Here is a 13,335-nt window from a genome sequence, read left to right on the forward strand (position 1 = left end):
CTTCCACCAGTCCGCGATCGCTTGAGGGGGGCGACCGCAGACATCCCTCCAACAAATCGGATTGCAGCTTGTTCCCTTTCGCTGGAGAAAACCTGCAGGCCGGCCATGGGCTGCGCCAACTCATCGATAACCGCACCAACTCGCATCGAAGACCTTTGCATGACTGTTTTGCCCTCTGCACGGACGCGCCGACATGGAACCATCTTGCTGGCTCTGCATTGATGGCGCTGGACATTAGGGGGGCACCAGTTGGGGGCGACAACCGACGGCCTTGGCCAACACGATACGCTGCGCTTTGCATTGCTCGCCGCGCTCGGCGACCGGATTCGCTCGATCAGTGACCCCAGCGCTCTCGCCTACGCAGCGGCTGAACTTCTGGGACAACACTTCAAGGTTAGCCGCGCCGGCTATGGCACCATCGATGTCGAGCGCGAAACCATAACCATTGACCGCGACTGGAATGCTCCTGGCGTCAAAAGCCTGGCAGGCACGCTACAATTTCGAGACTACGGCAGCTATATCGAGGATCTCAAGCGCGGCGAGACCGTCATTTTCGAGGATGCGGAGACTGATCCGCGCACACGCGACAGGGCCGGCGCGCTCAAGGCCATCAGCGCCAGATCGATCATCAACCTACCTGTCAGCGAGCATGGCGGGGTTGTCGCGCTGTTCTACCTGAACCACGAATCCGCGCGCCACTGGAGCGCGGACGATGTCGCCCTCGTATCAGAAGTCGCTGACCGGACGCGTACCGCGATTGAACGCCTCAAGGCAGAGAAGGCGTTACGTGAAAGCGCCGAGCGACTGGCGTTCCTCGACAGGCTTGGCCGCGAGAGCGCCGTCGCCAAGGACAGCGATGCCGTGATGGCGATCACCACGAGACTTCTGGGAGAACACCTCCAGGTTTCGATCTGCGCCTATGCCGATATGGAACCGGACCAGGATCATTTTACCATTCGCGGTGACTGGGCCGCACCGGGATCGCCGAGCATCGTGGGCTATTACAGCCTCGCGGATTTCGGAGGGCTTGCGGTCAGCACCCTGAAGGAAAACCGGCCGCTGATCATCAACAACAATCTGTCCGAGATCGAGCCGCAAGCAGCAAAAGCCTTCCAGGACATCGGCATAAGCGCCACGATATGCATGCCGCTGGTCAAGCAGGACCGGCTCACGGCCCTGATGGCCATCCATGACAAGCATCCCCGGATGTGGTTGGAACGCGAGCTCGCCTTGCTCAAGGAAGTGACCGAGCGCTCATGGGCGCATGTGGAGCGGGTACGCTCCGAGGAAACCGCGAGGGCCAGCGAGGAACGTTTGCGGCTGGCCACGGACGCAGCCGCGATCGGAACCTGGGATTACGACCCCGTCAGCGGCGCGCTGAGATGGGATGACCGATGCAAGGCGCTTTTCGGGCTGCGTCCAGAGGCAGAGGTCACGTATGAAGGCGCCTTTCTGGCAGGGCTGCACCCCGACGACCGCGATCGCGCCGATGAGGCTGTCCGGCAAGCAATAAGTCCGGGCGGATCCTCCCGCTACGACATAGAGTATCGCACCGTTGGTTTGGAGGACGGCAAGGAGCGATGGATCGCGGCGACCGGCGACGCTCTCTTCGAGGAAGGCCGCGCCATACGCTTTATCGGGACCGTCATGGACATTACGGCCCGCAAACGCGTCGAGCGCCACCTGCAGGTCATTAACGCCACAGCCGCCGCGGTGGCGTCCGAATTGGACGTAAACCGCATCGTGCAAACAGTAACCGATGTCGGGGTCGAGCTTTGCGGCGCCCAGTTCGGGGCGTTCTTCTATAATGTCGTCGATGAGAAAGGCGACAGCTACATGCTCTACACGCTGTCCGGGGCGCCGCGATCTGCGTTCGAGAACTTTCCCATGCCGCGCAATACTGCGGTCTTCGAGCCCACGTTCCGAGGCGCCGGCGTGGTGCGCTCCGACGACATCCTCAAGGACCCACGTTACGGAAAGAATGCGCCCCGCAAAGGAATGCCCGAGGGCCATCTGCCTGTGAGATCCTATCTGGCGGTCCCGGTTATCTCCCGATCCGGCGAGGTGCTAGGCGGACTGTTTTTCGGGCATTCCGAAACAGGCATCTTTGGCGCGGAGCACGAGGCCGCTTTGTTAGGCCTTGCCGGTCACGCAGCGACAGCGATCGACAATTCGCGGCTATTTGGAGCCTTGCAGTCGTTGAATTCGACCCTGGAGCAGCGCGTGGCAGAGGCCGTCGCCGAGCGCACGACAGCTGAGGAACATCTTCGCCAGGCCCAGAAGATGGAGGCCGTGGGCCAACTCACCGGCGGGATCGCGCATGACTTCAACAACATGCTCGCCGTCGTCATAGGCGGCTTGAATCTCGTGCAACGCAAACTGCGAAACGGCGACACCAACGTCCAGGCTTTCGTCGACGGGGCTATCGACGGCGCGCAACGAGCCGCGGAGCTGACCAAGAGGCTGCTCGCCTTCTCGCGACAGCAGCCCCTGGCCCCGAAGCGCCTGAACCCGAACCGGCTTGTTGCCGGCATGGGAGAGCTTATGCGACGCACGCTGGGAGAGACAGTACAGATTGAAACCGTCCTCGCAGCAGGCCTCTGGCACGTCGAGGTGGACGCCGGCCAGCTTGAAAGTACGTTGTTGAACCTTTGCGTCAACGCACGCGATGCCATGCCCGGTGGCGGCAAATTGACCATCGAAACCTCCAACGCCCACGTCGATGAGCGGTATGCCAAGGCAAACGCGATCGCTGCCGGGCAATATGTGCTTCTTGCGGTTAGCGATACCGGCATTGGTATGACGCCCGATGTGATGAGCAAGGCATTCGATCCCTTCTTCACCACCAAGGCCGTGGGCAAGGGAACCGGGCTGGGATTGAGCCAAGTCTACGGCTTCGTCCGTCAATCCGGCGGGAACGTAAAGATCTATTCAGAAATGGGCGTCGGAAGCACGGTCAAGATCTACCTGCCGCGCTCACTTGGAAGCGTTGCAGAAGGCGAGCCGCTAGCGCCGTCCGAGGTGATCCCAGGCAAGCAGCATGAAGTGGTCATGGTCGTCGAAGATGAGGACCGCGTGCGTTCCATGGCCGTCGAGGCGCTTCGCGAACTTGGTTATTCAGTTGTCGAAATGCGAGGACCTCGCGACGCCCTCGAGGCCATCCAGGCTGGCAATGTGCCCTCCCTGCTCTTTACCGATGTCGTGATGCCGGAAATGTCAGGTCGCGAATTGGTGGACAAGGTAAAACTCGTGCAGCCCACACTTAAAGTGCTCTACACGACCGGCTATACGCGCAACGCGATCGTCCATAATGGCACACTCGACTTTGGGACCGAGCTTCTCACCAAACCTTACACGATCGATGAGCTCGCGGAAAAAGTCCGCAAGATCCTGGACCGACCTTCTTGAAGGCTACGGTGTCTTCGTTGGAGCGCTTCAGCGCATTCGCCGCCGGTGTGGACGCGCTGCGCGATTGCGTCGTATCGGGGCGCATGCTGAATATGCTTTCGGACCAATGTCGCCAGTGGTCTCGCTCACTCGATCGCCCGTTGTCCTCGGTTGCGTGAGAAACCTATGAGTTCCATCGAGACACCACTCGCCGTCACGCCTGGCAGCGGACGCATCGTGCGTTCGACAAGTGTCCTATTGGCGATTGGCTTCGTTGTCCTGATGGCGATCATCGCCATCACCTACATGCTCGCCGAGCGCTCCCGCGCCAGCTTCGACGAGGTCATTGCCGCACGCGACACCCGCACGACAGCGGTCGAGCTGCGCAACGCCATGTTGACCGCGGAATCCAGCCAGCGAGGTTTCGTCTACAACGGCAACGAAATCTACCTGGCACCATACGACACTGCAAAAGCGACAGCGCTGCGCCGCTACGAGCGGCTGCGTGCCCTTTTGTCGGCCGATCCGGCCAGCACGGCCGCGCTCGATCGGCTCAAGACGCTCATGGTCGAAAAATTTGCCGAGATGGACAACACCATCTCCCTGAAGCGCCAACGTGACGACGCGGATGTTGCGGCGATCGTCAATACAAATCGCGGCAAGGCTCTGATGGATGAGGCAAATATCTTCTTCAGCGGCATTATCCTGGCTGCCGACGACCGGTTGACGGAAAGCGTGGCCGAACAAAGATCGAACTTCGCCTGGCTGCGGCTGATCACGATCGTTGGCGGCATCGCCATCGTCATCGTCGTCGGCTTCGCGGGCGCGTCAGTCTTGCGCTACACGCGCGCGCTGAATGATGCGCAACGCGCCCTGCAGGCGCTGAACGCCGGGCTGGAAGAGCGCGTGAAGGAGCGTACCGCAGACCTCGTTCAAGCCAATGAGGAAGTCCAGCGCTTCGCCTATATCGTCACGCATGACCTGCGAGCGCCGCTGGTCAACATCATGGGCTTCACCAGCGAGCTCGAAACCGGGGTCGCGACCCTCCAGGAGCTCATTGAAAAGTCGGGCATAGCCGCCGATGCCAGCGATCCGTTGGTAGCCGATGCGCGCAACGCCGCCACCGAGGATCTTCCCGAAGCCATTGGCTTCATCCGCTCCTCGACCCGCAAGATGGACGGACTGATCAACGCCATCCTGCGTCTGTCGCGCGAAGGCCGCAGACAGCTCAAGCCCGAATGGCTTCCGCTGGCCGATCTTGCCGCCGGCGCGGCGGCCGCCGTCCAGCATCAGGTCAAGGAAGCCGGCGGAGAGGTACGCCTTGATCTTGGTGCGACCCGGATTGAAAGCGACCGACTGGCGCTCGAGCAGGTTTTCGCAAACCTTCTCGACAATGCCGTCAAATACCGCTCGCGCGAGCGGCCATTGAAGATCGACGTCGGCGCTCGGATCGTTCCTGGCAACCGCGTGGCCATAGAGATTGTCGACAACGGCCGCGGCATCGCCCCACAGGACCTTGAGCGCGTGTTTGAACTCTTCCGCCGCGCCGGCGCGCAGGATCAGCCGGGCGAAGGCATCGGCCTTGCCTATGTGCGCTCGGTCGTGCGCAGGCTGGGCGGCGACATCAGCGTCAAATCGGCGCTCGACGCTGGCACGACTTTCAGGCTAGAGCTTCCGCTGACCGCTACCTTTGTTGAAAGACCGAACGCATGAGCGAGGCAGGAAAACCGGTAACGATCGTCATGATCGAGGATGACGAGGGCCATGCCCGGCTCATCGAGAAGAACATTCGCCGCGCCGGCGTCAGCAATCAGATCGAAGCGTTTGCAAATGGTTCCAGCGCACTTTCGTATCTGCTCGGCCCGGACGGATCGGGCGAGGTCAGCATCGGCCGGCACATGCTTGTCCTGCTCGACCTCAATCTGCCCGACATGACCGGGATCGATATCCTGCAGCGCCTCAAGGCGAACGCGCATCTGAAGCGCATTCCGGTCGTGGTGCTCACCACCACCGACGATAGCCGCGAGATCCAGCGCTGCTATGACCTTGGCGCCAATGTCTACATCACGAAGCCGGTAAACTACGAAGGGTTCGCCAACGCGATCCGCCAGCTGGGGCTGCTGTTTACCGTCATCCAGGTCCCTGAAACCGCCTGATGACGCAAGCCGCGACGACAACCAGGGTTCTCTACGTCGACGACGACGACGCGCTGGCCCGGCTGGTGCAAAAGAAGCTCGGCCGGATGGGTTTCGTCGTCGAGCACGCCGCCGGGCCGGACGAAGCCTTCGAGCGGATTGGCCAAGGCGGCATAGACGTGGTGGCGCTCGATCACTATCTGGCGACGGGCACGGGCCTGGAGTTTCTTGAGCGGCTGGCGGCGACCAGTGGCGCCCCGCCGTCGGTCTATGTGACCGGAACATCAGAGATGAACGTTGCCGTCTCCGCGCTTAAGGCCGGCGCAAGCGACTTCGTGCCCAAGACGATCGGCGACGATTTCATCACCTTGCTGGCCTCGGCACTCAACCAAGCGGTCGCAAAGGCACGCCTGACGGCCGAAAAGGAGGCAGCCGAGGCCGAAGTCCGGCTTGCTCGCGACCGTGCCGAACTGTTGCTGGCCGAAGTCAATCATCGCGTCGCAAACAGCCTCGCGATGGTATCGTCATTGGTGAGCCTGCAGGCCAATCTCATAGCCGACCAGGTCGCCAAGGATGCGCTCGCCGAGACGAAGGCGCGCATCTTCGCCATTTCTTCCGTTCACAAGCGCCTCTACAGCTCGCGCTCCGTCGGGACCGTGGATCTTGACGAATATCTGGCGGGGCTTTTGGAAAACCTCAGCGCTTCCATGCGCGGACAAGGACATGGCGCGACCCTGGTCAACGACCTCGCCCCGCTCAGGCTTGGGACCGATGGTGCGATCAATCTCGGCGTCATCGTCACCGAGCTGGTCACGAATGCTTTCAAATACGCTTATCCCGACCGTTCGGGAGAAGTACGGGTCAGTCTGCGCGAAGACGGCAATGGGCAAGCGGTCCTGACGGTAGAAGATGATGGCGTCGGTCGCAACGACGGAACGGTCAAGGGAACGGGCCTTGGCACGCGCATCATCAAGGCCATGACTGCGAGCATAGATGCCAAGCTCACCTACCAGGATCGTAGTCCCGGCACCTCTGCAACGCTGAGCTTCCGCCTTCCATCCGGCTCCGACCAACTCGAGCATTAGCGCTCTTGAATTTAGTATGCGACATGAAACTATGCACCGACGCCGGGGAGAACGCGACGATGGGTGAGCATGCCGTAGGATGTTCGGCGACGGTAGGGGGTGTGGCTATGCTGCTGCTCATGACCGCCTCATCCGCGGTTGCTCAAGAAGGCTCACCTGGGATCACCAGCCCCACGGTTTTCAAGGCGTTCGATCCCAACGCGCCAGCGTGTTCGAAGCCAGCAGGCCTAAGGCCGGAACTGGCTTTCGCCAAGGACAATGAACGCGAATTCATCCAGGGCATCGACCATGGCCTTGCGCAAGCGGCCAAGGACAGAGGTCTCGAATATCAGGTCGCGCTTGCGGCCAACGACAGCACCAAGATGATCACCGACGTCGAGGCCATGCGCGCCGCGCAGATGGGAGCCGTCGTCGTTTCGCCGGTCGATCCGGCCGCCCTTGCACCTTCCCTTCAGAAAGCCATGTGGTCGGGTACCTATGTCAGCACGGTTGTCGCGCCGCCTGCAACCTCCCTTCTCAATGCGCCGCAATATCTGACTGGCAAGGAACTCGGCGATGCAGCCGTTGCCTATATCCAATCCAAGCTCAACGGCCGCGCCGATGTGGTGCTGCTGACGCAGGACAGCCTGCAGTTCCTCACGCCGCGTTTCGCGGCGATCCGCGACGCTTTGGACAAGCTCCCTGACGTGCGGATCATCGCCGATATCTCCCCGACACCGGTAAGCAAGGAAGGCGGCCTCGCAACAATGCGCACTGTTCTGCTCGCCCACCCTAACGTCGACGTCGTGCTTGGCGCCGACGGCGTTGTGCTGGGCGCATTGCAGGCGCTTCGCGAGGCGGGCAAGGATCGGCCCGAGCAGTTTCTGGGGGGGATCGATGGCGAGCCGGAGGCAATCGCGGAAATCAAAAAAGGGGGTAGTCCATATAAAGCGACCGTCAGCCTCAATTCACCAGTTTTCGGCTACGCCATGGGCCAGCATGCCGCTGACTGGCTGGAGGGAAAGCGTGTACCACAGGCGATGGACATTCTGCCCCACATGATCACGGCGGACAATCTCGCTGACTATCAGCAGGACCTGGCCGATCCTGGCGCCGTTTACGCGGACAGGGCGCGCCGCGATGCATATCTGCGCATGTATGGAAGCATCTGCTACGATACCCGCGACCAGTATGTAAACTTCCCATGGTCGTCGGAAGCTGGAGCCCCATAAGACCGACCACCTCGTCTTGTTTGTCTCACGGCCCCACGGTCCGTCTTGTGCGCCGGCATACTTGCGACTGCATTGCAGTTCTCGCCTAGCAGCGCGCGTGCGCGAAGCTCATTTGCAGGTTTCCGGAATCGCCACGGGCTAGACTAACCGTCCCGTCCTTAAAGACTGTGATGTAAGCGCGCGCCGTTCGCCGCGTCCGCAGCGCTAAAGTTCTGGGTACGCGCGATATTCGCGCCGGGTTGCCAAGCGTACCAGGCTTTTGCAAAACTCACAGAGGCCTTGGCGACAACGTGGCGATTAATCCTTCTTTCGCTCTGCGGCGTCGAGGCGCTTCAAAGCTTCGGCGAATCTCATCAGGCAGCCGACTTTGCGACTTGAAGAGCGGTAAGCTGCTACGATATCTCCGCATCATCTCGCTTCGGAAAAATCGCTGCACGAGCAGCCGCCAGCCGGAACTTTGTTCCTGCTGTCGTGCGGCAACCGTGGCCGAAATCGAACCGATGTCGGAACAAACAACGCGACGCCTTGTTAGCATCCCAGCACATTCGGTGCCCGGGAGTACTGTTCCATGAAGACTTATTTGCTATCGGCCACGCTCTGCACGGCCGTGGGGTTGGGCTTTGCCTATCCAGCGCTGAGCGCTGAAAAGGCGCAGGATTTTGTCAACAAGGCCGCGGCGGGAGGCATCTTCGAGGTCGAGTCCAGCAAGATCGTCCACGGCAAGGCGCAAGACAAATCCGTCGACGATTTCGCCCAGAAAATGATCGACGACCACGGCGCGGCTAACGCCAAGCTCCAGTCGATCGCCGCAGAGCAGAAGCTCCAGGTCCCGTCGGAGACGGATGCCAAGCACAAGAGCGACCTCGAGGCTTTGAAAGCTGCGAGCGGGTCGGCCGATCAGCCTTATGTCAAGATGCAGCAAGACGCGCATCAGGACGCAGTAAAGCTGTTCCAGGATTATGCGGCTGACGGCGACAACGCCGAACTCAAGACGTTTGCCCAGCAGACCTTGCCGACACTCAAGATGCATCAGGAAATGATCGACAAGATCGCTTCCAGCAAGACCGACAGTTCAGCAACGACCAGCACCGCTCCGGCGGCGACGAGCACCGACCAGTCGAACGCGTCGGCGCCTGTGCCGGGAGCCAACAGCTTCACGGAAGCGCAGGCCAAAAACCGGATCCAGGACGCGGGCTTCTCAAATGTCAGCGCGTTGACCAAAGACGACAAGGGCATTTGGCGTGGAACCGCCGACAAGGATGGCAAACAGGTAGCCGTCGCTCTTGATTTCCAAGGCAACGTTGTCGCCGGCGCACAATAACCGAACTCGAAAATTGGAGTTGAAAATGACCAACGTGTCCGGACTATTCGATGACTATCAGGACGCCTCCGACGCCGTCGGCGAATTGGAAGCGATTGGCGTGCCGCGCGACGATATCAGCATCGTGGCGAACAATTCCGACAGCTGGTATCAGACCGATACCCCATCAGAAACCGGTGAAGATGCGGCCACGGGCGCGGGACTCGGAGCCGTGATCGGCGGTGCCGGTGGCCTTCTTGCGGGCCTCGGCATCATGGCGATACCGGGCGTAGGGCCTGTCGTTGCGGCAGGCTGGCTTGCGGCGACGGCCGTTGGTGCCGTCGGCGGCGCGGTGGTCGGCGGAGCAGCTGGCGGCATCGTTGGGGCGCTGACGGAGTCCGGCGTTCCGGAAAGGGACGCCCATCTTTATGCCGAGGGCGTGCGCCGTGGCGGTACTCTGGTTACTGCCCAAGTCGATGATCGGCTCACCGGTGAAGCGGAACGCATCCTGCGCGGGACACGCTCGGTGAACCTTGACGAACGGCGCAGGGCCTACGAGGCAGGTGGGTGGACCGGTTTCGACCCCCGCGCAGAGCCTTTTGAGGACATTGAGGCTGAGCGCGATCGAGTCCGCCGCACCACGCCTCTCTGATCGTGGCAGGCGAAGGAGGCGGGATCTCCTTCGCCTGCGCTGCCCGGACAGATTGCGCGCGGAAAAGTTCGCGGGTATCGGGCAACGAGACATTCAGCTGGAGTTGGCGAGCACTCGGTCCGCAGGTCGATCGACTTTCCAACTTGGGCATCAGGAGATGAGCCAGAGGAGCGATATGCGACTGCATTGACGGTGCCGAAGCAACGCTCGGTCGCCGATCAACGGCGGCGCCTCGCAACAACAAGACGCAAGATCGATTGGCGCCAAGCTCACGAGGCTGAGATAACCATTAGAGCACAGAGCCCTGAGTGGCACCTCAAAGGTGTGCCGCACAGCCAAGCCATCGGCTATTGCCAACGCCGTTCAAACGCCACGCAGTATCGCGGCGGAGATCCTGAAAGCACGACGAGGTCTGAGTGATCCGTGAAAGGGATCAGGCGCGAAACTGGTTTGTTGGATCAACTAGGACTTGAACGTCCTTTTCGCCGTCGTGAAGGCGCGATCCGATGCAATGAAGCGTTCGAGCATCGGCACGATCAAACGCATGGGATCGGTCGGCGTATGCCCGGCGTCGAGCCCAAGTATCTCCGCATACCTGACCAAGTCGCGATGCAGAGGCGCTGGTAGCTCAACTGTGACTTTGACTGGCTTGTCGTCGGCGATTGGCCCGAGTTTCAGCTTGCCCATATCAACCTCTGTAAGGTTCGAGAACCAGATCGTGGGTGACGAGGACCCGGACCGGAAAACCGGGGCGAATGGTGAGTGTAGGCGCGATGTCGAGTTGACGCCCGACGATCTGCTGCCCGACTTGGCTAACGCCATCGGAAGCGCCGCTGCGAAGGGCCTGCACCAGGTCGTTCTGTTGCCCGGACGATCCCGCCTCGGCCCCGACACTAAGTATCGTGGAAAGCGCGGCGGCCTTGAACAACTCGCTCCAGTGATAGTCGACGCCATCCTCAAGACCGGCATAGCCTTGAGGGTCGGCGCCGGGCTGACGCTCAAGCACGATCGAGCGGCCATCTGGAAAGATCAGCCTGTTCCAGACCAGAAGGACGCGACGCTGCCCGAAACCGACGCCGTTGTCGTATTGACCGATGACGCGCGTGCCCTGCGGGATCAGGAGCGACTGGCCCGTAGGACTATCATAGACATTTTCAGTCACCTGCGCGCTGACCTGTCCGGGGAGATCGGAACGGATACCAGTGATCAGCGCGGCGGGAATGACGGCTCCTGCCTGAAGGACAAAGGGCGATGCCGGCGCCGTCATGCGGTCCGGCGAAATCGTACGCCGGTCGGCAGCGGCATTGAGGAATGCGACCTGGCGATCCTGCGCCGGCTGGCCGGTGGCGTCCGCACCGGAAACCGGTGTCGCCGTGTTGGCAGACGGTTGGGCTGAGGCTCCGGGATCCGACTGGAAGAAGACACGCGACGTGCGGGCGGCCTCCTCCTCGGCCCGCCGGTGCTGTTCCGCCTCGTCGACAGCTGGCGACGCGATCGACGGCGGCACGAGCGGCTGCCCTTTGTTCCGGGCGTCAAGCATGGGGCGGCCGAGGTCACCGGGCAGCGGAGGCCCAAGGACCGGGCCCGTGTAATCGCGCGGCAGGCGCGCCAGGCCATCGGCGGGCTGCCGATTGGAGGTAGAATAGAGTTCCTCGCCACGCGTGTCCGCATTGCGCGCCTGGAGCGCATAGATCAGCGCCCCGCCGACACCGATGGAGGCGACGAAACCGATGCTGGCAAGGACCTTGCGCGACAGGCGGGCCACGCGTGGCGGGTCCGCGCGAAGCCGCATCGCAGCGGAGGTGACGTCCTTCTCGGTCATGATGGCTGCCCTCCTCTTTGCCTTTGCGTATTTGAAAGCTTCGGCGAGCCGCTCAACCCTGAAATCCACGGCAGCCGGTTTGGACTCGTTGGATTGATGCGGATAATCCTCACGGTCTGTTGTCGCTTGCCGCTGCCCAGACGCAGTTCAGCCGCGCCAAAGAGGCGGTCGACGATCAGGATGTTTTGATAGACACGGCTGTTAGCGATCTCAGCGTTGCCGTCGGGACCGATCACAAAGATCGGCGGCATTTCGCCCTGGACAATGCCGCGCGGAAACGCGACGTAAACGCGGCGCTTATCATCGAAGACGGCGACGGGCTTCCAGGGCGGGGTGTCTCCAGTAAGGTCATATCGGTAGTTGCGGGCGGCGACGTCGGGGATGATTGGCGTCTCGATAACGGCTGGCCGCCGGCTGCCGGCCTCGGCCGGATACGCCCAGGCAACCGCCGGCATATATGGTTTGTCACTGGCGCGGAGCTCAAGCATGTAGCTGCGGCGGTCGGTGGTGATGAAGAGGTTGGTGGTGATGTCGGCCCGCGAGGGTTTGACCAGTACGTGAACACGCCGGGTTGGGCCCGAACCGCTCTCGGTGTCGCCGATGATCCAGCGCGCCGTGTCGCCCGCCGCGATTGGCCCCTCGCCTGTCAGGCTTTCGCCTGGTTCCAGCGCGATATCGGTTATTTGCCCGGGCGCGGCATAGACCTGATAGAGCGCGCCTTCGCTCCAGGGATAGATCTGGATGGCGTTGTAGTAGCCCTCGCGCCGCGGCTGGATGCGCGCAGCGGCGTTGGCGTTTTCGACGCGCGCGGTCGGCGTGTCCGCCGCAGCACCCCCAAGGGCCGGCGTCCAGCCGGGCGGAGCATGCAACGGCTTCGGCTTATCATCCGTCGCGGCAATTGGTGCGGCCGGCAATGGCGGCACATAGGCATCGTAGGTGATCTGCGGCGGTTTACGGAGAGAGGCGCAGCCCGCGAGCACACCCGCCGACAGCAGAACGGCGACAAGCGCCGGGCGATGTAAGGTCCGAACGAAGAAAACGCGCTTCCCGCTCATTGACCCATCTCCCGCGACCAGTCGATGGCATTGACGTAGATGCCGAGCGGATTGGCCCGCAGCCGGTCGGCGTCGCGAGGCGGCTGGAAGACGATCGTCAGGATGGCGGTCCATCGTTCGGTGGCGGAGAGCTTTCCGCCCTCATAGTGATGTTCGTCCCAGGCGACGCGAAAGGAGTTCGGCGAAGCCCGGATCACCGAAGACACCTCCACCGCGACCTGCTGCTTGCCTATCTCGGAGAAAGGATCGCTGGCGCGAGCATAATCGTTGAGCGCCCCCGCGCCCTGGTCGGTGGTCCACTCGTAGGCGCTTAACCAGTCGCGGCGCAGCACAATGGGGTCAGCGGGGATAGAGCGCACCTGTTCGATAAAGCGAGCGAGATGCCATGCGATCTGCGGATCGGTCGGCTTGTAGCCGGCGATCGCGGGCTCTACGGCCTGGGCTTCGCCCAAGCGATCGATCTGAACCACCCAGGGCACGACTGTGCCGCGGCCCAACTGCCAGACAAGGGAGGTGGCAAGGCCTGCCGACAGGATCAGCGACCCCAACGCCATGAGGCGCCAGTTCCGCGCCTGCACGCGGGCGGAGCCGATGCGTTCATCCCAGATCTGCGCGGCCTTCTGATAGGGTGTTTCCGGTCGAGGGGTCTTGCCGTAATGAACTGCGGGGCGCCTAAACAGGTTCATGG

General features: G+C 61.9%; 11 protein-coding genes. 7 read left to right on the forward strand and 4 right to left on the reverse strand.

Translation table 11 applies throughout. From position 1 onward, the window contains the following. The first annotated feature begins 249 nt into the window (after window positions 1-249). The 7 genes from FJ988_RS07145 to FJ988_RS07175 all read left to right on the forward strand — a co-directional run bounded on the left by FJ988_RS07145 (window position 250) and on the right by FJ988_RS07175 (window position 9,770). Window positions 250-3,408: a GAF domain-containing protein gene (locus tag FJ988_RS07145; protein ID WP_181183447.1), complete on the forward strand. Its 3,159-nt coding sequence runs from the start codon at window positions 250-252 to the stop codon at window positions 3,406-3,408. Between the two features lie 261 nt (window positions 3,409-3,669). Then, window positions 3,670-5,100 carry an ATP-binding protein gene (locus FJ988_RS07150; RefSeq protein WP_246688455.1) on the forward strand — a complete coding sequence of 477 codons (1,431 nt, stop codon included), beginning with the start codon at window positions 3,670-3,672 and terminating at the stop codon, window positions 5,098-5,100. After that, window positions 5,097-5,543, forward strand: coding sequence for a response regulator (locus FJ988_RS07155; protein WP_140816040.1), 447 nt, complete (start codon window positions 5,097-5,099; stop codon window positions 5,541-5,543). Before FJ988_RS07150 ends, FJ988_RS07155 begins: the two co-directional genes overlap by 4 nt. Beyond that, complete coding sequence (locus FJ988_RS07160; RefSeq protein ID WP_140816041.1) at window positions 5,543-6,607, forward strand: sensor histidine kinase; 1,065 nt, start codon at window positions 5,543-5,545, stop codon at window positions 6,605-6,607. Before FJ988_RS07155 ends, FJ988_RS07160 begins: the two co-directional genes overlap by 1 nt. Before the next feature lie 107 nt (window positions 6,608-6,714). Next, the gene (locus FJ988_RS07165; RefSeq protein WP_181183448.1) at window positions 6,715-7,818 is read left to right on the forward strand and encodes a sugar ABC transporter substrate-binding protein; all 1,104 of its coding nucleotides are present in this window, start codon (window positions 6,715-6,717) and stop codon (window positions 7,816-7,818) included. Window positions 7,819-8,386: 568 nt separating this feature from the next. Beyond that, entirely contained in the window at window positions 8,387-9,139 is a 753-nt protein-coding gene (locus FJ988_RS07170; protein WP_140816043.1) for a DUF4142 domain-containing protein, read from the forward strand. 25 nt (window positions 9,140-9,164) lie between these two features. Beyond that, window positions 9,165-9,770 (forward strand): general stress protein, encoded by a 606-nt coding sequence (locus tag FJ988_RS07175; RefSeq protein WP_140816044.1) that lies wholly within the window; start codon window positions 9,165-9,167, stop codon window positions 9,768-9,770. Window positions 9,771-10,232: 462 nt separating this feature from the next. Here the strand turns inward: FJ988_RS07175 and FJ988_RS07180 are convergent, their stop codons facing one another. The 4 genes from FJ988_RS07180 to trbF are packed head-to-tail and all read right to left on the reverse strand — an operon-like array spanning window position 10,233 to window position 13,333. Further along, window positions 10,233-10,457 carry a DUF2274 domain-containing protein gene (locus tag FJ988_RS07180; RefSeq protein ID WP_140816045.1) on the reverse strand — a complete coding sequence of 75 codons (225 nt, stop codon included), beginning with the start codon at window positions 10,455-10,457 and terminating at the stop codon, window positions 10,233-10,235. Between the two features lies 1 nt (window position 10,458). Then, window positions 10,459-11,592 carry a TrbI/VirB10 family protein gene (locus tag FJ988_RS07185; protein ID WP_140816046.1) on the reverse strand — a complete coding sequence of 378 codons (1,134 nt, stop codon included), beginning with the start codon at window positions 11,590-11,592 and terminating at the stop codon, window positions 10,459-10,461. Further along, window positions 11,589-12,647 carry a P-type conjugative transfer protein TrbG gene (trbG, locus tag FJ988_RS07190; RefSeq protein ID WP_140816047.1) on the reverse strand — a complete coding sequence of 353 codons (1,059 nt, stop codon included), beginning with the start codon at window positions 12,645-12,647 and terminating at the stop codon, window positions 11,589-11,591. Before trbG ends, FJ988_RS07185 begins: the two co-directional genes overlap by 4 nt. Beyond that, window positions 12,644-13,333, reverse strand: a complete 690-nt coding sequence (gene trbF / locus FJ988_RS07195) for a conjugal transfer protein TrbF (protein ID WP_140816048.1) — start codon at window positions 13,331-13,333, stop codon at window positions 12,644-12,646. The genes trbG and trbF overlap by 4 nt, the downstream gene beginning before the upstream one ends. Window positions 13,334-13,335 lie beyond the last annotated feature (2 nt).

This window comes from Mesorhizobium sp. CU3, from assembly GCF_006442965.1.
Lineage (GTDB): Bacteria > Pseudomonadota > Alphaproteobacteria > Rhizobiales > Rhizobiaceae > Mesorhizobium.

Coding starts and splice junctions, on each gene's coding strand:
- FJ988_RS07150 (WP_246688455.1), top strand. CDS start 3,670: ATGGCGATCATCGCCATCACCTACATGCTCGCCGAGCGCTCCCGCGCC.
- FJ988_RS07165 (WP_181183448.1), top strand. CDS start 6,715: ATGCTGCTGCTCATGACCGCCTCATCCGCGGTTGCTCAAGAAGGCTCA.
- FJ988_RS07185 (WP_140816046.1), bottom strand. CDS start 11,592: ATGACCGAGAAGGACGTCACCTCCGCTGCGATGCGGCTTCGCGCGGAC.
- trbG (WP_140816047.1), bottom strand. CDS start 12,647: ATGAGCGGGAAGCGCGTTTTCTTCGTTCGGACCTTACATCGCCCGGCG.
- trbF (WP_140816048.1), bottom strand. CDS start 13,333: ATGAACCTGTTTAGGCGCCCCGCAGTTCATTACGGCAAGACCCCTCGA.
- FJ988_RS07175 (WP_140816044.1), top strand. CDS start 9,165: ATGACCAACGTGTCCGGACTATTCGATGACTATCAGGACGCCTCCGAC.
- FJ988_RS07160 (WP_140816041.1), top strand. CDS start 5,543: ATGACGCAAGCCGCGACGACAACCAGGGTTCTCTACGTCGACGACGAC.
- FJ988_RS07180 (WP_140816045.1), bottom strand. CDS start 10,457: ATGGGCAAGCTGAAACTCGGGCCAATCGCCGACGACAAGCCAGTCAAA.
- FJ988_RS07170 (WP_140816043.1), top strand. CDS start 8,387: ATGAAGACTTATTTGCTATCGGCCACGCTCTGCACGGCCGTGGGGTTG.
- FJ988_RS07155 (WP_140816040.1), top strand. CDS start 5,097: ATGAGCGAGGCAGGAAAACCGGTAACGATCGTCATGATCGAGGATGAC.